This is a genomic window from Rubrobacter tropicus, assembly GCF_011492945.1.
Lineage (GTDB): Bacteria > Actinomycetota > Rubrobacteria > Rubrobacterales > Rubrobacteraceae > Rubrobacter_D > Rubrobacter_D tropicus.
In genome coordinates this window covers 567,094-590,469 of record NZ_CP045119.1, presented here as the reverse complement: position 1 = coordinate 590,469, position 23,376 = coordinate 567,094, and the positions used below count along the sequence as shown (strand labels likewise).

General features: G+C 67.6%; 22 protein-coding genes. 9 read left to right on the top strand and 13 right to left on the bottom strand.

Features of this window, described 5'->3' with window-relative positions:
* Window positions 1-15: 15 nt before the first annotated feature.
* From GBA63_RS02700 to GBA63_RS02690, 3 genes are all read right to left on the bottom strand, one after another.
* Entirely contained in the window at window positions 16-792 is a 777-nt protein-coding gene (locus GBA63_RS02700) for an inositol monophosphatase family protein (RefSeq protein WP_166173245.1), read from the bottom strand.
* Window positions 793-1,110: 318 nt separating this feature from the next.
* Window positions 1,111-1,470, bottom strand: coding sequence for a hypothetical protein (locus GBA63_RS02695; protein ID WP_166173243.1), 360 nt, complete (start codon window positions 1,468-1,470; stop codon window positions 1,111-1,113).
* Window positions 1,471-1,530: 60 nt separating this feature from the next.
* Complete coding sequence (locus GBA63_RS02690) at window positions 1,531-2,526, bottom strand: aldo/keto reductase (RefSeq protein ID WP_166173241.1); 996 nt, start codon at window positions 2,524-2,526, stop codon at window positions 1,531-1,533.
* Between the two features lie 166 nt (window positions 2,527-2,692).
* Between GBA63_RS02690 and GBA63_RS02685 the strand changes: the two genes are divergently transcribed.
* The 3 genes from GBA63_RS02685 (at window position 2,693) to GBA63_RS02675 (ending at window position 6,209) form a co-directional block, all read left to right on the top strand.
* Window positions 2,693-4,255 (top strand): sensor histidine kinase, encoded by a 1,563-nt coding sequence (locus GBA63_RS02685; RefSeq protein WP_166173239.1) that lies wholly within the window; start codon window positions 2,693-2,695, stop codon window positions 4,253-4,255.
* Between the two features lie 138 nt (window positions 4,256-4,393).
* A complete protein-coding gene (locus tag GBA63_RS02680; RefSeq protein WP_166173237.1) occupies window positions 4,394-5,335 on the top strand; it encodes an ABC transporter ATP-binding protein in 942 nt (313 codons plus the stop codon).
* A gap of 1 nt (window position 5,336) precedes the next feature.
* Window positions 5,337-6,209, top strand: coding sequence for an ABC transporter permease (locus GBA63_RS02675; protein WP_166173235.1), 873 nt, complete (start codon window positions 5,337-5,339; stop codon window positions 6,207-6,209).
* A 159-nt stretch (window positions 6,210-6,368) separates the two neighbouring features.
* Here the strand turns inward: GBA63_RS02675 and GBA63_RS02670 are convergent, their stop codons facing one another.
* Window positions 6,369-8,087 (bottom strand): NAD+ synthase, encoded by a 1,719-nt coding sequence (locus GBA63_RS02670; protein WP_166173233.1) that lies wholly within the window; start codon window positions 8,085-8,087, stop codon window positions 6,369-6,371.
* Between the two features lie 147 nt (window positions 8,088-8,234).
* Between GBA63_RS02670 and GBA63_RS02665 the strand changes: the two genes are divergently transcribed.
* The 3 genes from GBA63_RS02665 (at window position 8,235) to GBA63_RS02655 (ending at window position 10,482) form a co-directional block, all read left to right on the top strand.
* A complete protein-coding gene (locus tag GBA63_RS02665; protein WP_166173231.1) occupies window positions 8,235-9,083 on the top strand; it encodes a DUF1206 domain-containing protein in 849 nt (282 codons plus the stop codon).
* Window positions 9,084-9,161: 78 nt separating this feature from the next.
* A complete protein-coding gene (locus GBA63_RS02660; RefSeq protein WP_166173229.1) occupies window positions 9,162-10,007 on the top strand; it encodes a DUF1206 domain-containing protein in 846 nt (281 codons plus the stop codon).
* 40 nt (window positions 10,008-10,047) lie between these two features.
* Window positions 10,048-10,482 carry a hypothetical protein gene (locus GBA63_RS02655; protein WP_166173227.1) on the top strand — a complete coding sequence of 145 codons (435 nt, stop codon included), beginning with the start codon at window positions 10,048-10,050 and terminating at the stop codon, window positions 10,480-10,482.
* Window positions 10,483-10,753: 271 nt separating this feature from the next.
* Here the strand turns inward: GBA63_RS02655 and GBA63_RS02650 are convergent, their stop codons facing one another.
* Window positions 10,754-11,386: an NUDIX hydrolase gene (locus GBA63_RS02650; protein WP_166173225.1), complete on the bottom strand. Its 633-nt coding sequence runs from the start codon at window positions 11,384-11,386 to the stop codon at window positions 10,754-10,756.
* 445 nt (window positions 11,387-11,831) lie between these two features.
* On the opposite strand from GBA63_RS02650, the gene GBA63_RS02645 reads away from it, so the two are divergent.
* Both GBA63_RS02645 and GBA63_RS02640 read left to right on the top strand, forming a co-directional pair.
* Window positions 11,832-12,683: a D-2-hydroxyacid dehydrogenase gene (locus tag GBA63_RS02645; protein WP_166173223.1), complete on the top strand. Its 852-nt coding sequence runs from the start codon at window positions 11,832-11,834 to the stop codon at window positions 12,681-12,683.
* 156 nt (window positions 12,684-12,839) lie between these two features.
* Complete coding sequence (locus tag GBA63_RS02640; protein WP_228282274.1) at window positions 12,840-14,156, top strand: hemolysin family protein; 1,317 nt, start codon at window positions 12,840-12,842, stop codon at window positions 14,154-14,156.
* A 52-nt stretch (window positions 14,157-14,208) separates the two neighbouring features.
* Here GBA63_RS02640 and GBA63_RS02635 read toward each other — a convergent pair whose 3' ends face one another.
* From GBA63_RS02635 to GBA63_RS02625, 3 genes are read right to left on the bottom strand one after another with little or no spacing between them, the layout of a single operon-like run.
* Entirely contained in the window at window positions 14,209-14,421 is a 213-nt protein-coding gene (locus GBA63_RS02635; RefSeq protein WP_166173221.1) for a heavy-metal-associated domain-containing protein, read from the bottom strand.
* A 49-nt stretch (window positions 14,422-14,470) separates the two neighbouring features.
* Window positions 14,471-14,779 carry a metal-sensitive transcriptional regulator gene (locus tag GBA63_RS02630; protein ID WP_166173219.1) on the bottom strand — a complete coding sequence of 103 codons (309 nt, stop codon included), beginning with the start codon at window positions 14,777-14,779 and terminating at the stop codon, window positions 14,471-14,473.
* 31 nt (window positions 14,780-14,810) lie between these two features.
* Window positions 14,811-17,522, bottom strand: a complete 2,712-nt coding sequence (locus tag GBA63_RS02625) for a heavy metal translocating P-type ATPase (protein ID WP_166173217.1) — start codon at window positions 17,520-17,522, stop codon at window positions 14,811-14,813.
* Between the two features lie 308 nt (window positions 17,523-17,830).
* Between GBA63_RS02625 and GBA63_RS02620 the strand changes: the two genes are divergently transcribed.
* Window positions 17,831-18,856 carry an AI-2E family transporter gene (locus GBA63_RS02620; protein WP_166173215.1) on the top strand — a complete coding sequence of 342 codons (1,026 nt, stop codon included), beginning with the start codon at window positions 17,831-17,833 and terminating at the stop codon, window positions 18,854-18,856.
* 176 nt (window positions 18,857-19,032) lie between these two features.
* Here the strand turns inward: GBA63_RS02620 and GBA63_RS02615 are convergent, their stop codons facing one another.
* The 5 genes from GBA63_RS02615 to GBA63_RS23890 form a co-directional block, all read right to left on the bottom strand.
* A complete protein-coding gene (locus GBA63_RS02615) occupies window positions 19,033-20,346 on the bottom strand; it encodes an ABC transporter substrate-binding protein (protein ID WP_228282272.1) in 1,314 nt (437 codons plus the stop codon).
* A 178-nt stretch (window positions 20,347-20,524) separates the two neighbouring features.
* Complete coding sequence (locus tag GBA63_RS02610) at window positions 20,525-21,379, bottom strand: Gmad2 immunoglobulin-like domain-containing protein (RefSeq protein WP_207957043.1); 855 nt, start codon at window positions 21,377-21,379, stop codon at window positions 20,525-20,527.
* Between the two features lie 160 nt (window positions 21,380-21,539).
* Window positions 21,540-21,860 carry a hypothetical protein gene (locus GBA63_RS02605; protein WP_166173209.1) on the bottom strand — a complete coding sequence of 107 codons (321 nt, stop codon included), beginning with the start codon at window positions 21,858-21,860 and terminating at the stop codon, window positions 21,540-21,542.
* A gap of 3 nt (window positions 21,861-21,863) precedes the next feature.
* On the bottom strand, window positions 21,864-22,964 hold the full coding sequence (locus GBA63_RS02600; RefSeq protein ID WP_166173207.1) for a S1C family serine protease: 1,101 nt from the start codon (window positions 22,962-22,964) through the stop codon (window positions 21,864-21,866).
* A 107-nt stretch (window positions 22,965-23,071) separates the two neighbouring features.
* A complete protein-coding gene (locus GBA63_RS23890; protein ID WP_266096290.1) occupies window positions 23,072-23,203 on the bottom strand; it encodes a hypothetical protein in 132 nt (43 codons plus the stop codon).
* Between the last annotated feature and the right edge of the window lie 173 nt (window positions 23,204-23,376).

The window sequence follows — 23,376 nt, the reverse complement described above, 5'->3', positions numbered from 1 at the left end:
GCGGACGCTCCCCCGCTAGCCGCCGCGCCCGGCCGTGAAATCGAGGAGCGTCCCGTGCAGGGGGCCGTTGCTCGCGACGAGTTCTCCGCCCTCGACCTCGAAAGGGCCGCCCCGGTAGTCGGTGATCCTGCCACCCGCCTCTTCGAGTATCAGGGCGCCGGCGGCCACGTCCCAGGCGTGGATGCCGCGCTCGTAGTACGCGTCGAGCCTCCCCGCGGCGACGTAGCAGAGGTCGAGGGCGGCGGCGCCGAGCCGCCTCATGCCCTGCGCCCGCAGGGAGAGAGTCCCGAAGAGCTCGAGGGCGGCCGGGACGTTGTTCCGGTCGTAGGGGAAGCCGGTAGCGACGAGGCCGCGGGCGAGGTCTTCCTCCCCCGTGGGCGTCAGGGCCTCGCCGTTCAGCGTCGCGCCGAGGCCCTTCTCCGCGACGAAGGTCTCGCCCCTCATCGGGTCGTGGACGACGCCGAGGACGACCTCGCCAGACCTTTCGAGCGCCACCGAGACGGCGAAGACGGGGAGCCCGTGGGCGTAGTTCGTGGTGCCGTCTAAGGGGTCCACGATCCAACGCGCGTCGCCGCCGCCCGACAGGGAGCCGCCCTCCTCTGCCAGCATGCCGTGGTCGGGGAAAGCCCCGAGCAGCGCCTCCCTGATGGCCCCCTCGGCCCTCTCGTCCATCTCCGTGACGAGGTCGACCTCGCCCTTGTACCTGATGGATCTCTGCCGGCCGAAACCCTCGCGCAGCAAGTCTCCCGCCGCCTCCGCCGCCCCGACCGCCGCATCTAGCTCCCCGTTCAAGCCTCCGCCCTCCTGTCCGACCAACGACACGCCTTCGCGTGGTGTACCACGGAGTGAACGATCGGGGCCGAAAACCGTCGGGAAGGACGGTAGAGATGGCGCAGCGCGAGGTTCGCGGCAACGAGGACGACGAGGCGTTCTCCGTGACCAGGCCGGGGGAAGCGTCGGCGAACGGTCAAGATACGCGGGGAAACATCCACCCCGCTCGTCCTACCACCCGCGCGGGATCGCAGGTAGGGTGGATTGCAGTGTTAATAGCCGGATGTATCGAGGCGCTCGGTACCGGAACAGCCTTTTCCAACCGGCGGTGCCTTCCGGCTAGCGGGCGGTCTTCTCGGGCTCCGGCAGGTAGCCCATGACGGCCCGAAGCCCGAAGTCTCCCGGCAGGTTGGACGTGAAGCGCCGCAGGCCGAAGGTCTTGCGGGCGTCGAGCAGCACCTCCCGGCCGGCGAGGTGGGGAAAGATGGCGCGGGCGGCGTAGATCGGATCATCCCCCTTCAAACGGACGAGCCCCTTGCGCCCCCTGGCGCCCTCCTCAGAAGTCGCGTAGAGGCTCGCCTCACCGGCGCCCGCGCAGCAGATCGCCATCCTGTGCCAGTCCAGGACCAGCGCCTCGCCGGGACGCAGAAGCTCCCTGGCCGCCGGGGTCAAACGGACGCTAAAAGAGTACAGGTCCATGCTACGATCTTACCAAATCCTCCCAAACCCACTCCCTGGCCGAAAGCTGACAGCCGACAGCTAAACCCTCTGCGCGTTGCGGATAAAGCGGTAAGGGTACGTGTCCTCCAGGGCGCCGGCCTCCGAGAGCCTTTTAACCTGGTCCTCGTCGAGCGCCCAGCCCGCGGCGCCGAGGTTGTCCTCCAGTTGTTCGGTGGTGCGCGCCCCGATGATGGGGGCCGTTACCGCCGGCTGGCGGAGGAGCCAGTTTAACGAGATCTGGGCGTAGGACTTGCCCGTCGTCTCGCTTATCTCGCCGACGACGTCGAGGACGTCCCAGTTGCGTTCGGTGGCGCGGCGGTCCCAGTGCTCCTCCTGTTCCTCCTGGGCGCCGGCGATGCGCGAGTCCTCCGGCGGGCGCCCGTCGCGGCGGTACTTGCCCGAGAGGAAGCCGCCGCCCAGGGGGCTCCAGGGGATCACGCCGAGGCCCTCTTCGAGGCAGGCGGGCAGGATCTCGTACTCCACGTTGCGCTCGATCAGGGAGTACTGCGGCTGCAGGCACACGAACCGCTCCAAACCCAGACCGTCGCTGAGGCCGACGCTCTTCATGATCTGCCACGCCGTAAAGTTCGAGACCCCTATGTACCGGACCTTCCCGGCGTGGACGAGGTCGGTCAGGGCCCCGAGGGTCTCTTCCAGAGGCGTGGCCTCGTCCCAGCAGTGGACCTGGTAGAGGTCTATGTAGTCCGTGCCGAGGCGCCTGAGGCTGTCTTCGCAGCCCTTCGTGACGTGCTTGCGGGAGAGGCCGACGTCGTTGGGGCCATCGCCCATCGGGAAGCGGACCTTCGTGGCGAGGACCACCTCTTCGCGGACGGACTTTATGGCCCTGCCGGTGATCTCCTCGGAGACGCCCTCGGTGTAGACGTCGGCCGTGTCTACAAAGTTGCCCCCCGCCTCCAGAAAGCGGGCGACGAGCTTTTTGGAGTCGTCCTCGTCAGCCTCCCTGCCGAACGTCATGCACCCGAGGCACAACTCCGAGACCATGAGCCCCGTCTCTCCCAGACGCCTGTATTCCACGCGATCCTCCCGATCTCTCCGTCCGAAGGCACAACTTTAGCAGTCGAGGGCTGGCCCTGGGGACCGCCGATTGGTACGATGGGGGCGACCGGTTTCTGGAGGACGGTTGGTGCAGGTCACGGATACGTTGAAGTCGCGTACCCCGCGCGGAACGAAGGCTGTTTACATGGCGGTTTTCGCGTGCTGGGTCTTCGGCGCGCTCTTCTTCGCGACGCTGCCGGCCGGCTCGGGGGAACGTTTCCTGGTGGCTAACGCGCTCTACATTGGCGCGGCGGTCTTCGTGATGTTCTCGCTCGGGCATGCCATCACCGGCGCGGGAGGGCGGCAGCGTCTTCTCTGGTGCCTGCTCGGCGGCGGCGTGGTCGCGAACTTCCTGGGGGACCTCGGCTGGTCCGGTTTGCAAGGGGGCCAGCTCGGCACGCAAGGCGCGTCCTACCAGCACGCCGCCTACCTCGTCTCGTACCTCTTGCTGGTCGCCGCCATGCTGCTTCTAGTCGGCCTGGCGACCAGGAGGATCACGCTGGTAACAGGGCTCGACGCCCTTTGCATCATGCTCTCGGCAGGCGTCCTGACCTGGTATTTCTTCCTCGGATCGGCGGTCTCCGCGACCGGCGCCGCGGGCTCGTGGGAGGTCCTCTCGGTTCTCTCCTGGGTGCTCTTCGACGCCGCCTTGCTCTTCCTGTGCCTGGTGGTCCTTTCGGCGCCGGGCAAGCCGCCGTTCACGGGGGCGCTCACTTTGGGCTTTCTGGCGTTCGCGGTGGCCGACGGGCTCTACCTCGCCTCGCGGGCCACGGGTTCCTACGAGAACGCCGGCTGGCCCGACATGATCTGGGTCCTCGGCCTCGCCTGCCTGGGCCTCGCCGCGCTCGACGCCTCACCCGTGGCCCCCGAAGTACGCGCGAGGATCGAGCCCTGGCGGGTCTTCTTGTTCTGGTTCGGACCGCTCTCCCCGGCGGTCCATCTGGCCGTCGTGCTCCTCTGGGGGGCGACCCACCCTCCCCTGCCTTCCTACGCTGCGGCGGGCGGCGCCATCGTCTTCCTCTACCTGGCCCTGCGCGTCGCCCTGGTCTCCTCGGCCTCCCGCCGGCTCTCCGAGGAGCAGGAAGAGCTCGCCCGCAGGCTGGAGGGGGGCCGCGTCCTCTCCGAGCTGCACGACACCGTGAAGCAGGGAGTACACGGCGTCTCCCTGACCCTCCGCTCAGCGCTCGACGCCGCCCGCCGCGGCGAGCACGACGAGGCCGCGCAGATGGTCTCCAACGCCCTGCGCGCCTCGCGCGAGACGGAGTTCCAGGTCTCGCGGCCCTACGACGAACTGAAGACCTCGATCCACGGCGAGGGGTCCCTGAGGCCCCGCGAGTACCTCCGCCACCGGCTCGTCAAGTTCGAGGAATACTTCGGGATAAAGACCCACGAGGACCTCCAGGCCCCGCTCGACGGCCTCTCCCCGATGGAGACCGCCGCTGTCTACAGGTTCCTCGTCGAGGCCTTCTGGAACGTCGCCAAGCACTCGGGCGCGGGCAACATGCGCCTGGAGTCCAGGCTTGTCGGGGATCTGCTCCTCGTGCGCGTCCGGGACGACGGCCGCGGCTTCGACACCACGAACCCTCCCCCGGGCCTCGGCCTCGACTACATGCGCCAGCGCGCAAAAGAAGTGGGCGCGGACTTCGACGCGATCTCGGCCCCCGGCCGCGGCACCACGGTCCAGCTCAGGTTTCAGGGTAGGGGTTAGGTGGCTTTCAGCTTTCAGCGGTCGGCTTTCGGCTTTCCGACAACCGCTTAACCTCTCCTTTACATACTCCGATGAGGATTAGACACGCCCGTCGGGCTGGGCGAGAATACGGGGCGTAACCCCCAGAGGAGGCCGCGCTTGGCTACACACGTTCCGCAGTCCCCGGAAGAGAGGACGCCGGATGCGTCCCTGCTGGTCGAGACCCGGGGCCTTACCAAGCGCTACGGCGGCATCACAGCCGTCGACGACCTGAACCTCGCCGTCAGGCGGGGCGAAGTCTACGGTTTTCTGGGGCCCAACGGCGCGGGCAAGACCACCACCCTCAAGATGCTCCTCGGCCTCGTGCGTCCCTCCGGCGGGTCTGCAAGGGTGCTCGACCGGAGCCCCGGCACGCCGGGCGGGCTCGCGAAGATAGGCGCCCTCGTCGAGTCGCCGGCCTTCTATCCTTACCTCTCGGGAAAGAACAACCTCAAGGTCATGGCCCGCTACTGCGGCGTCCCGAACTCTCGCGTGGCCGAGGTGCTGGAGGATGTGGAGCTCGCAGGCCGGGCAAAGAGCCGGTACAAGAAATACTCCTTGGGCATGAAGCAGCGCCTCGGGGTGGCGGCGGCGCTCCTCAAAGACCCGGAGCTCCTGATCCTGGACGAGCCCACCAACGGCCTAGACCCGAAGGGCATGGCCGACATGAGGTCCCTCATCCGGCGCCTCGGCACCGGTGAGCGCACGGTACTTCTCTCCAGCCACCTTCTCGGCGAGGTCGAGCAAGTCTGCGACAGGGTGGGCGTGATCCACAAGGGACGCCTGATCTCCGAAGGCGCCGTCACCGACCTGCGCGGTGGCGAGGCCCTCCTGGTCCGGGCCGAGCCGGTGGAAGAGGCGGCGAAGATAGCGGAGAAGTTGGAGGGGGTCGAGAGGGTGGAGACGAACGACGGGGTACTCAGGCTGACGACGGGGCCCGAGCGGGCGGCGGAGATCAACGCCAAGCTCGTCTCGGCGGGCCTGCGGGTGAGCGAGCTCCGGTTCGCGGAGCGCTCGCTGGAGGACGCTTTTCTGGAGCTCACCGGCGGGGAGACGGTCTAGGGTGGGCGCGAGCTTCAGGGCCGAGTCGCTCAAGCTCCGCAGGCGGCCGGCGGTGTGGGTGCTCGGCCTTATCTGGCTGGTCCTGACGGTGATCGTCGGCTACGCGGTGGTCTACGTCTTCCTCGTAAACGCCCCGTCGCCCCCCGTGCCAGAGGACATCCCGGAGCGGGAGAGGGAGCAGATCCAGCAGCAGGAACGGCAATTTCAGGAGGATCAACTCCGGTCCCTGCTACCGGAGAACCTCGTCTCCAGCACCATGCCCGTCTTCGGCAACCTGGGAGGCGCCATAGCCCTGATCCTGGGCACCCTGGTCGTGGGGGGCGAGTATGGCTGGGGCACGCTCAAGACGATCGTCACCCAGCGCCCGAACCGTCCCCAGGTCTTCGGCGGCAAGCTCCTGGCGCTCTGGGTGGTCCTCGTATTGTTCGTGATCGCGGTCTTCGTCGGCAGCGCCGCCGCGGGCTACGTCATCGCCGGCCTGGAGGGGAGCCCGGTTGGCTGGCCGCCGGCCGGCGAACTCGTCCGGGCCTTCGGTTCGGGGGTTTTGATCCTCACGCTCTGGGCGGCGTTCGGGGCATTACTCGCCACGCTCTTCAGGAGCACCGCGCTCTCGGTCGGGCTCGGGCTCGTCTACGTCCTCGTGCTGGAGACTCTGGTCCTGAGCCTCCCGATCCAGAACGAAGCCTTCCAGGACGCCAGGGAGTTCTTCCCCGGCCAGAACTCCACCTTCCTCGCCAACTCCTTCGCCGAAGGCCCCTTCTCCCCGCCGAACCCGCCCGTGGACCCGGGACAGGCGGCGCTGGTCGTGGCCGCGTACGCGATAGTCTTCGTGGTGGTCGCCGCGCTCGTCTTCAGCAGACGGGACGTGGTGTAGGGAGCTTTCAGCCGTCAGCTTTCAGCTAAAGCCTGGTAGTCGAAAGCGATTGGCTACATTTTTGTCCGACGGAAGAAGCCATGAATTCAACAGAAGATTCCGCAACCCATGAAAAAGCTCACGGCTGAAAGCTGAAAGCGCGGTTCGCGAAGCGGACCGCTAACTCTTGCGTTCTTTGTAGCGGTTGGTGATGGGCATGCGGCGGTCGCGGCCGAAGGCGCGGCCCGTCACTTTTATGCCGGTCGGGGCCTGGCGGCGTTTGTACTCGGCCCGGTCGACGAGGCCGACTATGCGACGGACGTCGTCCTCGTCGTAGCCCGAGGCCACGATCTCGGAGATGCCCTTGTCCTCTTCGATGTACGCCTCGAGGATCGGGTCGAGCACGTCGTAGGGCGGCAGGGAGTCGGTGTCGCGCTGGTCCTCGCGCAGTTCGGCCGAGGGTTCCTTATCGAGGACGGAGTTTGGGATCATCTCCCGCCCCTCCACCCTGTTGACCTCGTGCGAGACCCGGTAGACGAGGTTTTTGGGGACGTCTTTTATGACGGCGAAGCCGCCGGCCGAGTCGCCGTAGAGGGTCGAGTAGCCGACGCTCATCTCGCTCTTGTTGCCGGTGGAGAGCACTATCCAACCGAACTTGTTGGAGAGGGCCATCAGGATGTTGCCCCTGATGCGGCTCTGCAGGTTCTCCTCCGTGACGTCTTCGGGCAGCCCCTTGAAGGCGTCCCGCATCATCTCGCCGTAGGCGTCAAAGGCGGGGCCTATGGGGATGGTCTGGGTGTCGATGCCGAAGTTCTTGGCGAGCGCCACGGCGTCCGTGTTGGAGAGGTCCGAGGTGTAGCGGCTCGGCATGAGGACGCCCGTGACGTTCTGCGGCCCGAGGGCGCGCACGGCGACCGCCGCGGCGAGCGAGGAGTCTATCCCCCCCGAAAGGCCGAGCACGGCGCGCGAGAAACCGTTTTTTTGGAAGTAGTCCCGCAGGCCGAGGACGAGCGCTTCGAGCACCTCGCCCTCCTCGGACGGGTACGGCTCGACCCGCGGTTGGACGGCGTCTTTCGCGGCGGAGTGGTGGTCCGGGACGCTTACGATCTCGGGCTCCCGCTCCGGGTTCTCCTTGCGGGGACGGGGATCGTGGAGGCGCTGTATGAGCGACTCCGAAGGATGGAGGTCCGCGACGAGCAGGTCTTCCTCGAACTGCTTCGCCCTGGCGACGAGGCGCCCTTCGGGGTCGAAGACAACAGAGTGGCCGTCGAAGACGAGCTCGTCTTGGCCGCCGACGAGGTTGCAGAAGACGACGTAGCAGCCGTAGTCTGACGCCCTGACGCCGAGCATCCTCTCGCGGAAGGCGCCCTTCTGGCGGTGGTAGGGGGAGGCCGAGATGTTGAGCAGCACGCTCGCGCCGGCGAGCGCCTGCTCGCGGGCGGGCCCCCCCGGGTACCAGATGTCTTCGCAGACGCTGATCCCGACGAGCGCCCCGCCCGTCCGGATCATCGGCGCCCCCGAACCCTCCCTGAAGTAGCGGTTCTCGTCGAAGACCCCGTAGTTGGGCAGGTAGCGCTTGTGGTAGCGGTGGAGGATCTCCCCGCCCGAGACTACGGCGCAGGAGTTGAAGAGGTCTCCGTTCAGGTCGACGAAACCTGCCGCGCAAGTGATCCCCTCGGGTACCGTCCTGGCGAACGTCTCCAGCCCCTCCAGGTTCTCCTGGATAAAGCTCGGGCGCATCAGCAAATCCTCGGGCGGGTAGCCCGTGACGGTGAGCTCCGGGAAGGCGACGAGCTCGGCGCCGGCGTCCACGGCCCGCCCCACGGCGCCCGTCATCTTCTCGACGTTGCCCCACACGTCGCCTACGGTGGTGTTGATCTGCGCGAGAGCGACCCTCATGGCCCCAATATATCGCGCCGGGTTGGTTCGTGCCGGGTTGGTTTCCACATCGGCATTACACTCGCCGATTCCGACAGAGCCATCCCTTCGGGTGTAAAGTGCTCGCGGGACCGCAGGCGTCTCGTCCGAAAACGAAGGGGGTAGCGGGTGGCACGAGCGGGTCCGCCGGTCGAAGAGGTGCAGGATCGCGCAGAGGCGGCGGCCAGGCACGCGCGGCCCTGGGTGGACGCCTTCGCCCGGTTCGGCTACGTGGCGAAGGGCGTCGTCTACGCCACCATCGGCCTGCTGGCGATGCTCGAGGCGCTCGGGATGGGCGGGAAGACCGCCAGCCCCGACGGCGCCATGCAGAGCATCGGGACCCAGCCGCTCGGGGGGTTGTTGCTGGTGGTTCTCTCGGCCGGGCTCTTCGGGTACGCGGCGTGGAAAGTCGTGCAGGGGGTCACGGACCCGGACGACAGGGGCTCGGACGCCCACGGCGTCGTGCGCCGCGTCTGCTACGTCGGGAGCGGGGCGATCCACGCGGCCCTGGCCTACACCGCGGCCCAGTCGGTCTTCGGGGCGGAGGACAGCTCGGAGGACGCGATGGCCGCGAGCGTCATGGCCTACCAGCCGCCGCTCGGCAGGATTCTGGTAACCCTTGTCGGTATCGGCGTGATAGGCGTCGCCCTCTACCAGCTCTACGCGGCCTACGGGGCGAAGTTCAAAGGCGAGCTGAAGCTCCACCGGATGCACGGCGCGGAGGAGTTCGGCGTGACGCTGGCCGGCCGCGTCGGCACCGCCGCCCGCGCCCTGGCCCTCGGCCTCGCCGGGGCCTTCGTGCTCCTGGCGACCTACCAGTCGAACCCGGAGAAGACCAGGGGCCTCGGCGGGGCCCTGGAGACCCTCCAACAGCAACCTTTGGGCTCCTTCATGCTCGCCGCGGTGGCGGCGGGGCTGATGATCTACGGCGCCTTCATGTTTCTCGTCGCCAGACACCGGCACATAGATACGTCTTGAGGGCTACCGGCTTTCAGCCTTTAGCTTTTGACTCCCGGCTATGGGCCGATCTCGTGGATACGTCGTAAGGGGGTTTGGGTGGCGCGGGGTGGGATGTCCAAAGCCAAGGACGGGGCGCGGCGGGCGGCCAGGGAGGCGAGGCCCTGGATCGGGCGGGTGGCCCGCTTCGGGTACGCGGCCTACGGGGTCGTTTACGTGCTGGTGGGGGTGCTCGCTTTTCGGGCCGCGTTGGGCGGTGGCGGCGAGGCGGCGGGACAGGAGGGGGCGCTTCAGACGATTCTGCTCGCGCCGCTGGGGAGGGTCTTGCTCGGCCTCGTCGCCCTTGGCCTTCTCGGGTACGCGGTGTGGCGCCTCTTTCAGGGCGTCCTCGACCCGGAGAACGAGGGCAGGGACGCGAAGGGGGTCGTCAAGCGTTCTGACCATGTCGTCAACGGCCTGTTCCACGTTGCCCTGGCGGTGAGCGTGGGAGGCGTGGCCCTGGGGTCCGGCGGCGGTGGAGGAGGCGGGCCCGACGACTGGACCGCGACGCTCCTGCGCCAGCCCCTCGGCCGCTACCTGACCGTCGCGGCCGGCGTGGGGATCGTAGCGATAGGCCTCTTCCAATTCTACCGGGCCTACGACGCGAAGTTCATGGAGAAGCTCAAGCCCGGCGAGATGGGACCCGCAGAGAGGACCTGGACCAGGCGCGCCGGCCGGCTCGGGCACGCCGCCAGGGGGGTCGTCTTCTGCGTCATGGGCGTCTTTCTCGTGCAGGCGGCGCTCCGGTTCGACCCGAGCCGGGCCCGCGGCCTCGGCGGCGCCCTCTCCGCGCTCGCAAGCCAACCCTTCGGCCCCTACCTCCTCGGCGCCGTCGCGGCCGGCCTTGCCTGCTTCGGCCTCTTCATGTTCGTCGTGGCCCGCTACCGGCGAATAGAGACCGGGTAGGGCTATCGGCGGTCGGCTCTCAGGCTTCGGATAGAATATCGTGATGGCTCCCGGGTGCGTTAGCGTGGCGTCGGCCGGTGTCGTGGCGGCGGATCTTCTCGTGGAGGCGTGCCGGTCGGGCCCCGAAGACGACCTGCGTCTAGAGACGGTTCGGGGGCTCGCCACGGACCTCGGACGGCGCCTGGCTTCACTGGCCGAAACCGCAGATGGAACGTCCGACTCGACCATCGAGGCTGCGCTCGCCTGCGCCGACCTGGCGACGTTGGCCGTCTGTAACGTGCCGGGGCTGCCGAAGGGCGGCAGGGCGCTCGGCGCCGCGGCCACGCACCTCGCCGCCGGCGTTACCCACGCGCTACTGGAGCTGGTCGAGAATGCCGGGGCGGTAGATCCCCACGCGGAGAACGTCTCGCGGGACGCCAGGAGCGCGGGCTGGAAGGCGGACCTCGCCGTCCGCCAACTCGGGGAGCTGGGGTAGGGAGCACGCCGCTTCGCGGCTCGTCAGCCCGCTGCGGCTTCGCCTCCACTCTCAGCCCGCTTCGGCCTGCTCCGCAGGCCTCGCTTTCGGCCTGTCAGCTTTGTGTTCTTAGGATCACTCTAAAGCGGTTTGCAAAGAGAGTGAACCTGTCTGGAAAAGCGGTCAGCCGAAGACAGAAAAGCTGACCGCTGAGAGCGTAGGCCGTAAGGCCGAAGCGGGCTGATCGCTGATGGCGCGGTCTTCGGAAGCGATCAGCTTCCGAAAACCCGCTCTAGAAGATCTTCTCGGGACGGTTTCCGGCCAGGGTTTGCCGGGCGGCGAGGGATACCTGGCGCAGGTAGTCGTCTTCGTAGGGGACGAAGTCCTCGGGGACGATCCGCGTGTCGAAGGGTGCTCCGGCCGGGTACTCGCGGGCCGGCGCGGAGCCCGCGCTCCACAGGATCTCGGCGTCGTCCAGGTCGATGCGGAGCACGGCCTCGACTTCTTCTCGTTGCAGCCGGAGGTCTCTCGGGGGGGTGTCTTCCAGGAGGAGGAACACGTGGTGGAACTCCCGGTCCAGTCCGCCGGGTATCTCGAGCTCGACGCGGCGGGTGCCGAGGGGGACTAGCCTGTCCGGGTGGACCGGCAGGCCGAGCTCCTCCTCGACCTCGCGCAGCCCGTCGAGGGGCTCTTCCCCCGTTGCAAGGTGCCCGGCCGCGGTTACGTCCAGGTATCCCGGCCAGGTGTCCTTCTCGGCGGCGCGGCGCTGGGCGAGCAAGAACGGACCGCCGGTTCCGGTTGCTGGCGCGCAGATCCAGCAGTGGAAACACCCGTGCCAGAGCCCCAGCCGGTGCGCCTCGCTCTTCCAGACCACCTCCCCGGTGCGCCCCCCGGCCTCATCCAGCACGTCGATCCGTTCGTCCAATGCTCCTCCCTTCGGTCGCCGCGTACGCTGCGGCTTCGCCTCCGCTTGTCAGCACGTTACGGCCTTTGGCCTCCACTTTCAGCACGCTGCGCCCTGCGGGCTCCGCTTTCGGCTGGTCAACCTTTCAGGTTTTTGGAAGATCACGGCCCCCATAGAAGCCTCCCGCTCGAGGCTGCCGCGAGCGCGAACGGCACCGCGGCCCGCAAAGGTCTAAGCTGACTAGCTGAAATGCTGACTAGCTGACACACGACAAAAGGAGACGCATTGCCCACGGTGGTCATATCGAGCTTTTTCGAGGAAGAGTTCGTCCGCCGCATTCGGGGGGTGGACGGTAGGCTGAAGGTCCTCTACCGGCCCGACCTCGTCCCGCCGCCCCGCTGGGAGGGGACCACAACGGTCCCGAGGGTGGGGTCGGTCACCGGAGCAAGAAGAGGAGTTCCTCGAAATGCTCGCCGAGGCGGAGGTGCTCTACGACTTCCCGCGTGGGCACGTCGGGGATTTGATGCAGGTCGCTCCGAAGCTGCGGTGGGTTCAGGGGAGCATGGCCGGGGCCGGGGAGGTGGCGCGGACCGCGGGCCTCGTGGATACGGACGTCGTGGTGACGACGGCCAGCGGCATCTACTCCGGTCCGCTCGCCGAGTTCGTGCTGATGGGCATGCTCCAGCACGTCAAGGACCTCGACCTCTTGAGAAAGGACAAGGCGGCGAAGACCTGGCGCCAGGGGACGACCGGAACGCTGGAGCGGAAGACGCTGTGCGTCGTCGGGACGGGTAGCATAGGAAGGGCCATAGCCGACAGGGCCCGCCCCTTCGGGATGCGCGTCGTGGGCGTGAAGCGAGTCGTGCGCGAGGAGGACGCCGCATGGAATTCGTTCGACGGGCTGTATGAGACGGAGAACCTGCACGAAGTTTTGGCCGAGGCGGACTTTGTCGCCCTGACCCTGCCTGGCACCCCTCAGACCGAGGGGCTGTTCGACGCGAAGACCATCGCGGCCATCAAGCCCGGCGCCTACTTCGCAAACGTCGGGCGCGGGAAGGTCGTGGAGGAGGCCGCGCTTGTCGAGGCCCTTGGTAGCGGGCATCTCTCGGGGGCCGCGCTCGACGTGTTCGAGGTCGAGCCTTTGCCGGAGGAGAGCCCGCTCTGGGAGATGGAGAACGTGATCGTGAGCGCCCACACGACCGACGTCGTGCCGGAGTTGATAAACGCCGCCCAGACTGACCTTTTCTGCGAGAACCTCGGGCGCTACCTGGCCGGTAAAGAGCTCGTCAACGTGCTCGACAAGCGGCTGCTGTACTGAGGGGCGGGTTCGGACCGGGGTTACGGATGGTATATTCAGCGTCGCGTTAATGGACACAGACGAAACATTTAGTATCTGCGCGCCTCCCTTCAGGGGGCGCCCCCCGACTTTCGAGGAGTCATCCTGGACTTTGTAGCGTCCGCCGGCCTGCCGATCTTGAGGATCCTGGCCGCCCTCTTGCTCGTTGCCCTGAACGGCCTGTTCGTGGCCGCCGAGTTCGCGTTCGTGAGGATACGGGCGACACAGGTTGACCGGCTGGTCGCGGAGCGCAAGCCTTCCGCCGGCCTCGTCAAGGTGGCCCAGCAGAAGCTCGACCAGTACCTCGCCGTCTGCCAGCTGGGCATCACGGTCTGCTCGCTCGGCATCGGCGCCCTCGCCGAGCCTGCCATCGCGAACCTCATAGAGCCCCTGCTCGAGACGCTCGGCATCCCGGCGTCGTTGCTGCACCCCATAGCCATAGCCATAGCCCTGTTCATCGCCTCCTTTTTGCACGTGGTCTTCGGGGAGCTCGCGCCCAAGACCTTCGCCATCCAGAAGGCCGAGGGGACCTCGCTGTTCGTGGCACCGTTCATGCGGTTCTTCTACTACCTGCTCCTGCCCTTCACCATAGTCTTCAACGGTACGGCGAACGCCATAACGGGCGCCCTGGGGGTGGCGCCGGCCTCGGAGGGCGACGACACCCATTCGGAGCAGGAGATCCGCCAGCTGATCGCCCAGAGCACCGAACAGGGCGTGCTGGAGAGGGACGAAGAGAGCCGGCTGAGGGGCGTGTTCAACCTCGAGAACACGCCGGCGCGCGAGATCATGGTCCCCCGCCCCGACGTCGTCGCCATCCCGGGCCACCTGAAGCTCAAAGACCTGATCCCGGTGGTCGGGGCCGGCAACTACACCCGTTACCCGGTCCACGAGGAGCACGCCCCCGACAGGGTTATCGGCGCGGTCCACGTCAAGGACGTGCTGCGCGCCGTCGGGCCCGAGGGCGACGTCGGGTCAGACGTTACGGCGAGGGACCTTGCGCGCGAGGTGATCATCGTCCCCGAGAGCCGCTCCATAGAGAACATCCTGGAGGATTTTCAGCGGCAGGAGATCCAGATGGCCGTCGTAATCGACGAGTGGGGCTCCTTCGAGGGCCTCATCACCATAGAGGACATCCTGGAGGAGATAGTCGGCGAGATCCGGGATGAGTTCGACGAGGAGGAGCCGGACGTCGAAAAACTTCCGGATGGTTCCCACGCCATCGACGGCCGCGCCCCCATCCCCACGGTGAACAACGCCCTCGGCTCCCGCTTCGAGAGCGCGGATTTCGAGACCATCGGCGGCCTGGTCCTCGGCGCCCTGGGCCGCGCCCCCGAAGTCGGCGACGAGGTCGGCATAGACGGCCACCTCCTGCGCGTCGACGAGATCGACGGCCCCAGGGTCGCGAAGGTGGTGGTCACGGAGAACGGCGGCGCCGAGACGAACGAAGGTTTTTAGAGCTATCAGCGGTCAGCTATCAGCAAGAGCAAAAAGCTGATAGCTTTGTAGCTCAGGCCTGGAGCGTGTAACCGGCCTCTTCGATGGCTTCCTGGAGCTTTTCGTCGGTGACCTTACTTCCATCGTAGGACAACTCGACCCTGCCCGTCGTGTGATCGGCCTTCGACCGCTCCACCCCGTCGAGCTCGTCCAGGGCCTCCTGAACGCTCATCTCGCAGTGCCCGCAGCTCATATCGGGCACCCGCAAAACCCTCGTCTCCGCCATCTCCGTCACTCCTCTCCACCGCAAAACCTGATACCTGAAACCCAGTGCCTCAAAACCTCTTCATAAACCCTTCCACGGCCTCCGCCAACTCGGCCATCTTCTCGTCGGCCTTCTCGTTGTTAGTGACGGCCTCCCTGACGCAGTGGTCCATGTGGTCCCGGAGGACGAGGGAGGCCACCTTTTCGGAGGCGGCGATGTAGGAGCTGATCTGGGTGAGTATGTCCACGCAGTAGGCCTCCTCCTCGACCATTCGCTGCACCCCCCTCACCTGACCCTCGATGCGCCGCAGCCGGTTCTTGAGCTTCTCCTTGTCTCCCTCTTTTATGTAGCCGTGCGCCTGTCCTACGTGCTCTGTCATCGTCTTCGTCCTCTCCGAAGGTAGGTAAACCTCACTCGCCACTCCCGTGTCCGCCGGCGCCGGGACCATTCTGCATGGCGCCAGCGTTCGGGGCCATGTCGTACTGCTGGGCCGGGGCGAGGAGGAGCGCGGCGGCCCCGATGCCGGCGGCGACGACAGCTATGGCGCCGAGGTAGGCGACTTCCGAGAGGCGGGCGCGCAAGGGCGGGTGCAGGATCTCTTTCGCGCTGTGGGGCCTCTCGAAGGAGCGCAGGCGCAGGGCGTTCGTCACCACGCTCACCGAGCTCATCGCCATCGCCGCCGCCGCCAGGACAGGGCTCAGTAGAACCCCGAAGAAAGGAAAAAGGGCGCCGGCGGCGACCGGGATCAGGGCCACGTTGTAGGCGAAGGCCCAGAAGAGCCCCTGCTTGATCTTGCCCACCGTCCTGCGAGAGAGCGCGATGCCCGTGACGATGTTTCTGAGGTCACCCCCGATCAGGGTGATATCCGATGCCGCCATCGCAACGTCGGTGCCCGTCCCTATCGCGACGCCGAGGTCGGCCCGCGCGAGCGCCGGGGCGTCGTTGATCCCATCCCCAACCATCGCAACGGTCCTCCCCCGCCCCTGCAACTCCGCAACCTTCGCGGCCTTCTCCCCAGGCAACACCTCGGCGAGTACATGGTCAGAGCTTATGCCGACCTCCCCGGCTATGGCCCCGGCGGTAACTTCGTTGTCGCCGGTGAGCATCCAGACTTCGAGGCCCAGAGCGCCGAGCTGCTCGACCGCTTCGCGCGACTCCGGCTTGGGGGCGTCGGCGACGGCGACGAGGCCCGCTCCCCTCCCGTCCACGGAGACGTACATCGGCGTGGCTCCGCCGCGGGCAAGGTCCCCGGCCAGGTCTTCCATCCCGTCGAGATGTACCCCGAAACCTTCCAACAGTGCCCGGTTGCCTACGAGTACCTCGCGGCCGTTCACCACAGCCTTCACGCCCTTGCCCGTGATCGACTCGAAGGCTTCGAGCTTCGGGAGGTCGAGGCCCGCCTCCCCGGCCCGCGCGACTATCGCCCCGGCGAGGGGATGCTCGGAACCGACCTCCGCGGCGGCGGCCAGGCGCAGCAGGTCTTGCTCGGTGAAACCATCGGCAGGGATCAGTCTCGTAACCGACGGTCTCCCTTGCGTCAGGGTGCCGGTCTTGTCGAGGACGATGGCGTCTATCTTGCGTGTCGTCTCCAGCGCCTCGCCGCCGCGGACCAGGATGCCGTTCTCGGCGGCCTTGCCGGTCCCGACCATGATGGCCGTCGGCGTGGCCAGTCCCAGGGCGCACGGGCAGGCGATTATGAGGACCGAGATCGCGGCCGTCAGCGCGAGGATCGGTGAAGGACCTGCGACGAGCCACGCCCCGAACGTGAGCGCCGCGAGCCCGAGCACGGCCGGCACGAAGTACGAGGAGATGGTGTCGACGAGGCGCTGCATCGGGGCCTTCGAGCCCTGCGCCTCCTCGACGAGGCGCACGATCTGGGCGAGCGCCGTCTCGGCTCCCACCTTCTCCGCCCGCATGACGAAGCCCCCGGTCTCGTTGAGCGTGGCCCCGATCACCGCGTCGCCGACCGTCTTTTCGACGGGCAGGCTCTCCCCCGTCAACATGCTCTCGTCGAGCGTCGAACGCCCCTCGACCACCACCCCGTCAACGGGCACCTTCTCCCCCGGCCGCACCCGCACGAGGTCCCCGACCCGCACGTCCTCGACCGGAACGTCCCTCTCGACACCGTCACGGACCACGCGCGCCGTCCTCGCCCGCAAGCCCATCAGCGCCTTGATCGCCGCCCCGGTCTGCCTCTTGGCCCGCGCCTCCAACCACCGCCCCAGAAGGACCAGCCCGACCACGATGGCCGAAACCTCGAAGTACAGGTAGAACGGGAAGCCCCAAGCGGCGCTCAACCCAGGCCAGAGCGTAACGAACGCGCTGTACCCGTAAGCCGCGCTCGTCCCCACCGCGACGAGCGTGCTCATGTTGGTGCCGCCGTGCCTGGCGGATGCCCAGGCCGTCTTGTAGAAAGTAGCCCCGGCCCAGAACTGGACTATGGTCGCCTGGATCAACAGCAGCGGCGCCATGACCTCCATCCCGGGCCCGAAAGGCAGGTACATCTCGGCCATCATCAGGACCCCGAGCGCCAGGCTCACCACCCACTTGTTCCTGAGATCCTTTAGCTCCCGATCCCGTTCGAGGTCCCGAACGTCACCGCTGTCGTCTACCGCAGCCCTCCCGGTCCCGGGATCGGGTTCCTCAACCGCGCCGACCTCGTACCCGGCCCCCTCCACCGCGGCCCGCAACTCGTCGATACCCGGCCCGCCAGCCGCGTCGTACTCGACCTTCGCCTTCTCGGTAGCCAGGTTCACCGTCGCCGAACTCACGCCCGGCACCTTCGTCAGCGCCCTCTCCACCCTCCGCACACACGAAGCGCACGTCATACCTTCGATGGGCAGCGAGACCTCGCCCACGGCCCCGCCGTCCCCCGGACCGGAAGCCAAGGCAGGGACCTCACGCACCCCGTAGCCGGCCCTCTCGACCGCAGACTTGAGATCCTCCCCTCCCACCACCGACGGATCGACGGAGACCCTTGCCTTCTCCGTGGCGAGGTTCACGCTCGCCTCCTCGACGCCGTCCACCCGACCCAGAGCCTTCTCCACCCGCCGAACGCAAGAGGCGCAAGTCATCCCCGCCACCGGAAACTCGACCGTACTCCTGCCACTTTCGCCCGACATGCGTCCTCCTGCGGCCGTCTCTGTCAATCTCTAGTATACCCCCCTACCCTATACTGGTCATCGTTCATCGTCAAGAATTTCGCCCACAGGTATGTCCAGGGGGTTGGCAGGGAATCGGCGTTCTCGTGTTCGAGCTTGCGGAGAAGGTTCCGGGCGCCATGTATCGTGGAGATTTACGCGACCTTGACAGGGCCTTAACAGGGAGCCGTGGTTCGTGCCGAGGCCCATGATAAGGTCGATGCCATGTGCGAGTTTCGATCGGCGGGGAGGGAACCGCGCCGCGACCCGGGGTGGATGGTGACGGGGCTATGACGGACCGGGGGCTGTTGCGGGCGGTGCTGGTTGGCTTCGCGTTGCTCGTGGTCTGGCGGTTCCTGGCGGCGGTGGCCGGGGTCTTCCTCCTGCTCGCGACGGCGCTCTTGCTGGCGGCGGCGCTCTCGGCGCCGGTTGAGGCGTTGTATCGCAGGAAGGTACCGAGGCCCGCGGCGGTGACGGGCATAGTCGTGTCGGTTTTGGCCGTTGTGGGGATCACGGGCCACCTGCTGCTGCCGACCCTCGTGCAAGAGGCGACGCTGCTCGCCTCGTCCGTGCCGGACGCGCTGCAGCAGCTAGTCGATCGGGCGAGGGGGCTCGCGGGCAGGCTGGGCGTGAAGATCGGCGGGGGCGATGGTGGGATCTCGCCCAGTACCCTGGCTAGCGCCGCGAGGCGGGTCCTGGGTGGGCTGCTGGGCCTCTTCGGCAGCCTGGCCTCGCTCTTTACCGCCGCGCTCGTGCTCCTCTTCGTGCCCCTCTACCTGGCGGCGATGCCGGGCCCGGTGGTGGGCTGGGTGGTGAGGTTGTTCCCCCCCGGCAGGAGGCCCGAGACGCGGGAGATCCTCTCCGAGTGTCGCGAGGGCCTCCTCGGCTGGCTACGGGGTCGGATCTTCTCTATGGTCGTCGTCGGGGTACTGGCGACCGTTGCGCTCTACCTCATAGGTGTGCCGGGTGCGCTCTTTCTGGGCGTCTTTTCCGGTCTCGTCGCCTTCGTCCCGATCATCGGGTCTGTCGTGGGGGCGGTGCCGCCGCTAGTGCTCGCGTTCGCCGGGAACCCGTGGGACGTGCTGTGGGTTCTTCTGGCCTACCTGGCGATCCAGCAAATAGAGAGCAACCTGCTCACCCCGCTCGTCATGCAGAAGGCGGTCTCGCTGCACCCGGTCGTGGTCGTAGCCTCCGTGACGGTGGCGGGCGCGGCGTTCGGCGTTCTCGGGGCCCTGCTCGCCGTGCCCGCCGTCGTGGTGGTCGGGATCCTCGTCAGAAGGCTGTGGTTCGAGCGCCTGGAACGGAACCCCGGGTAGAGGACGTGCTCTAGAGCGGTTTGCAAAGAGGTTGGGCCTCTTTGGAAGGCTGTCGGCTTTCAGCACTCAGCTTTCAGCAAGGACAAAAAGCCGACCGCTGAAAGCGGAGGCGAAGCCGGAGCGGGCCGACAGCCGACAGCGCGGACTGCAGTGGCTCAATGCCACTGCAGTCCGCTTTAGGCGCTGTCCACTATCTCCTGCAGCTCCCGGTCCAGGGTGTCCGCGGTCTCCTGCGGGGTCTTCGCGCCTTTGACGCAGGCGTTGAACTGCTCGGCCATCACGAGCGACATGTCCGAGTAGTAAGGGGAGAGGGGCCGCGGACGGGCGTTCTTTATCGCCTCTTCCCCGAGGGCGATGACAGGGACCTTGTCCACGATCTCCTCGTCGCTGTACAGGTCTTGCAACGTCGGCAAAAAAGAACCGTTCAGCGCCCGGTACTTCTGCTGCTCGGGGGCGGTCGCGAACTTCACGAACTCGTAGGCCGCCTCCTTCTCCTCCCCCGATGAGGCGGCGTTGAGGTAGAAGTTCCAGCCGCCCAGGCCGCTGAAGCTGTTGTCCCGGCCCGTGGCCACCGGCAGGGGCGCGACTCCGACTTGCCCGGGCTCGATGTTGGATTGGCCCTCCTCCCCTGCGAGGGCGTACATGTAGGGCCAGTTGCGGCAGAAGACCGCCCGCCCGTTCAGGAAGGCGGCCTGACACTCCTGCTCGGCGTAGGTGGAGACGGCCTGGGGCGCCACGCCGCTCTCGACCATGTCCCGTTCTATGGAGAGGCCCTCGACCGCCCGCGGGCCGTCTATGACCACGTCCCCCAGGTCCTCCCCGGCCAGGACGTCGCCGCCCGCGGTCCAGATGTACTCCAGGCCGTTGACCGTGCCACCTTCGTACTCCGCCGCCTGGAACACGAAGCCGTCCTCGGCGTCCGAGTCGGCCGCGACCTTCATCGCCTGCTCCTTGAGCTCTTCCCAGGTCTCAGGCGGGCCGGAGAAGCCGCTCCCCTCCAGCAGGTCCTTGCGGTAGTAGAGAAGTCCCGCGTCCGTGAACCAGGGCACGCCGTAAACCGCGCCCTCGTAGGCGCAAGACTCGACCGGCGCGGGCAGAAAGGCGCGGCGGTCCTCCTCGGTGAAGCGGTCGGAGAGATCCTCGATCCAGCCGTTCGCGGCGAACTGCGCCGGCCAGACGACGTCGCCGCCTATCAGGTCTATCTCGCCGCCCCCCGCCTGGAACTCGGTCTTGACCTGGTTGAAGTACTGGCCGGTGTCCGCGGCCATCACGCGGTAGTTGGCCCTGTAGCGTCCCTCGAACCTCTCGTTGAACCGGCGCACGATCTCCTCCAGGCTGCCGGAGTTGTCCGGGCCGAACGAGAACGTAAACTCGGTCGCCCCGGAAGCATCATCTCCGGACCCGCCGCAACCGGCCAGCGCCCCGGTCCCGAGCAACGTCGCCCCGGCGAGGGCCGTCCCCCCGACCTTCAAGAAACCCTTCCTGCTCAAGCCCCCGCCCACGGTTGCCTGCCGGCTCGGATTCCGCTGTCCCATGACGCTCCTCTCCGCGCAGCCGACCGTAGGATGCGCTGTTACTCCGTTGATGAGTGATGCTAGACGCCGACGCCGGGGGCGCCGTTAGCGGCGGCAAGGTTCCCGTAAAGAAACGGTAAGCATCCCGTGAGGCTCATCCCGGGCCGGAACTTTCGAGGAAGACCTCGGTCTCCGTTCCGACGAAGGAGCCGTCCCGCGGGCTCCCGCTGCCGACGCGCAGCGTCGCCAGGCCCTCGTAGTCCGAGAACTCCAGCGTGGCTTCGAAGAGACCCCAGACCGCCGCCCATTCGTTGGCGCGCACCGTCTTCGAGGAGAGCACCTCCCGCTCGCGGGAGAGCAAAGAGATGGTCACTTGGCCCTCGAAGAGCCGGGTGTAGCCTTGCACGGAGACGGGGCTGTCGACCTCTTCGGCTTCGCGGGGTTGCAGAACGACCGTCTTGTAGCCCGTCGTCGGCGGGAGGTCGAGCTCTTCGCGCACCCCGCGGAAGTCCACGGCGAGCTGCCCGGATCCTGGAAGCTCCGTCACCCGGTAGCGGAACTCGTGCATGGCGAAGACGTCCGCGAAAAGCCCGCCGCCGCGGTCGCGGACCACGTAGAGCTCGTCGAGCACGGAGCCGACGAAGTCCTCGTCCGTGATCGCCGTCGAGGCGAGACCCGGGAAGTCCAGGCGGACGTAGCCCCCTTGCGCGGGGCTTTCGACAGACCAACGGGGGACGCCGGCGGACCCGCCTTCCCGGCCGAAGTCTATGAGGAGGCGTTCGTAGTCGTCGAAGATCCTAAACCGTACCCCCTCGATCCGGTCCGCAGCCCCGGCCTCGCCGCCGCTGCTCCCTGCAGACGCGACGAAGCCGTCGTCTCCAGGCTCCGTTGCCTCGCCCCCCGGGGCCGGGATCGTTACCGACGCGTCTTGTCCGGCTTGATCCCCGTCCTGCTTTGTCGTATCTCCCCCGCCGACGCCGCAGCCCGCCACCGACGCGAACACGGCCACGAGTACGGCCGCCGCGAACGTCTTGAGCCTCTGGCTGCCAGCGATAGTGGGAGACGTCTCCGTGCGGGATGGGGCCCGCGCGGGCCCGGCGGGGACGAACGGGGCAACGTCCGCCGGTGGCCCCGGCGGACGTTGAGATAGATCCCCCATTTTCACCCGCTCACTCCTCGGTGAAGCGGTCGGTGGGCATGTTGCGGAACCAGCCGTCCACCGCGCGGTCGTAGGCGTCGCCCGGGATCACGCCCTGCCCGACGAGCAGGCCGACGAACATGGCCGCCGTGCAGAGCACGACGGCCAGGGAGCCGAGCCTTCTGGCCCCCAACGCGTAGCCCGCCGTGCCGAGGAATATACCCACGGCGCCCGCCGCTATCGAGACGAACAGGGCGCCTACGGGCACGCAGAAGACCAGGGCGAAGCCCGAGAGCAGCCGGCCGGCGTTGAGCTTCCAAACCTCCGGGTTGTTCTCCTGGTTCGCGCCCATCGCCTACCCCTTCCCCTCTAGCTCGACCGTGAACTCGCGCGCCTCGCCCTCGCGGGCCACGGTAAGCTCGACAGAGTCGCCCGGATCGTGGCGGCGCAGGGCCGCGAGCAGGTCTCCCGTGCTCGTGATCTTCTCGCCTTCCACGGCGGTCACCACGCCGCCCGGCTCGATGCCGGCGTCCGAGGCGGGGCCGTCCGGGTCCACGCCGGTTACGATCGCCCCGGACTCGACGGAGACGTCGAAGCGGCGGGCTATCTCCGGGGTCAGGTCGATCAACGAGACGCCGACGTATGGGTGCTCCGCCCGGCCGTCCTCGATGATCGCGTCCGCAACGTCGGTGGCGGTGGCCGAGGGTATGGCGAAGCCTAAGTTGACGGCGCCCGTCTGGGCCGGGGGCAGGTAGGCCACGTTGATGCCGATGACGCTCCCAGTCCGGTCCACGAGCGCACCACCCGAGGAGCCCGGGGAGATGGCGGCGTCGGTCTGTATGAGGTCGACCAGCGCGCTCTGCTGGGAGCCGCCGGTGATCTCAGGCGGTATCTCGCGGTTGAGGCCGCTTATGATGCCGGAGGTCACCGTGGACTGGAAGCCCGACGGGCTGCCGGCGGCGACCGCGAGCTGGCCGACGACGAGGTCGCCGCTGTCGGCGAACTCGGCCGCGGGCAGGTTGACCCTATCCACCTTGACCACGGCTATGTCGGTGTACGGATCTCCGCCGACGACCTCCCCCTTCTCCACGGAGCCGTCGGCGAAGGCGACGTTGACCGTGTCGGCGCCCTCGACGACGTGGTTGTTGGTGATGACGTAGCCGTCCTCGCGGTAGACCACCCCACTACCCAACCCCTGCGCCTCCTGCGGACCGTAGGGAGACGTCTGGATGGACGAAACGTTGACCTGCACCACGCTGGGCTCGATGCGACGGGCCACCTCGGCAACCGGCGAGACGTCCCCGGCCGGCGCCTCCCGCTCCGCCTGCGCGTCCTCCTCCTGCGCACCTGCCCCTCCGCCCGCGCATCCGGCCGCCAGCAAACCCGCCGCCAGCAAGACTACCCACAACCGCCTGACCGGCCGGGGGCCTCGCCTCTCGTACCTACCGTGTGTCATCTCGCGTCCTCCTCTGTGCGTCGAAGTCCCTCTGCGTTACCGGGCGACCGTGTCGTCCCGCAGGGCGGGCTCCTTCTCGGGCGCTTCGCCCGCGGTCTCCTCGTCGTTCAGCTCACCGGGGGACAGGGTCGTCTCCTCTCCCGCGGCGGCTCGTCCTGCCGCTCCGGGGCGTTGGCCTCACCGCAGCCCGCGACGCCCAGGGTGAGCGCCGCGAGCAGGGCAACGGCCCTCTTTCTCATCTTTCCTCCTAAAGGTTCGCGTTGTCGCGTTGCCCTACGCGGCACGGCTTCCGGCCCTGGTGGGCGCGGCCGGTGTCGTCGACGGTCATATTGTTCCAGCGGGCTGTTAAGCCCGGCCATCCCGTCGTAAGCTTTCGGCAAAGGGGCGGTTAAGGCCGCCTCGCAGTCCGCCG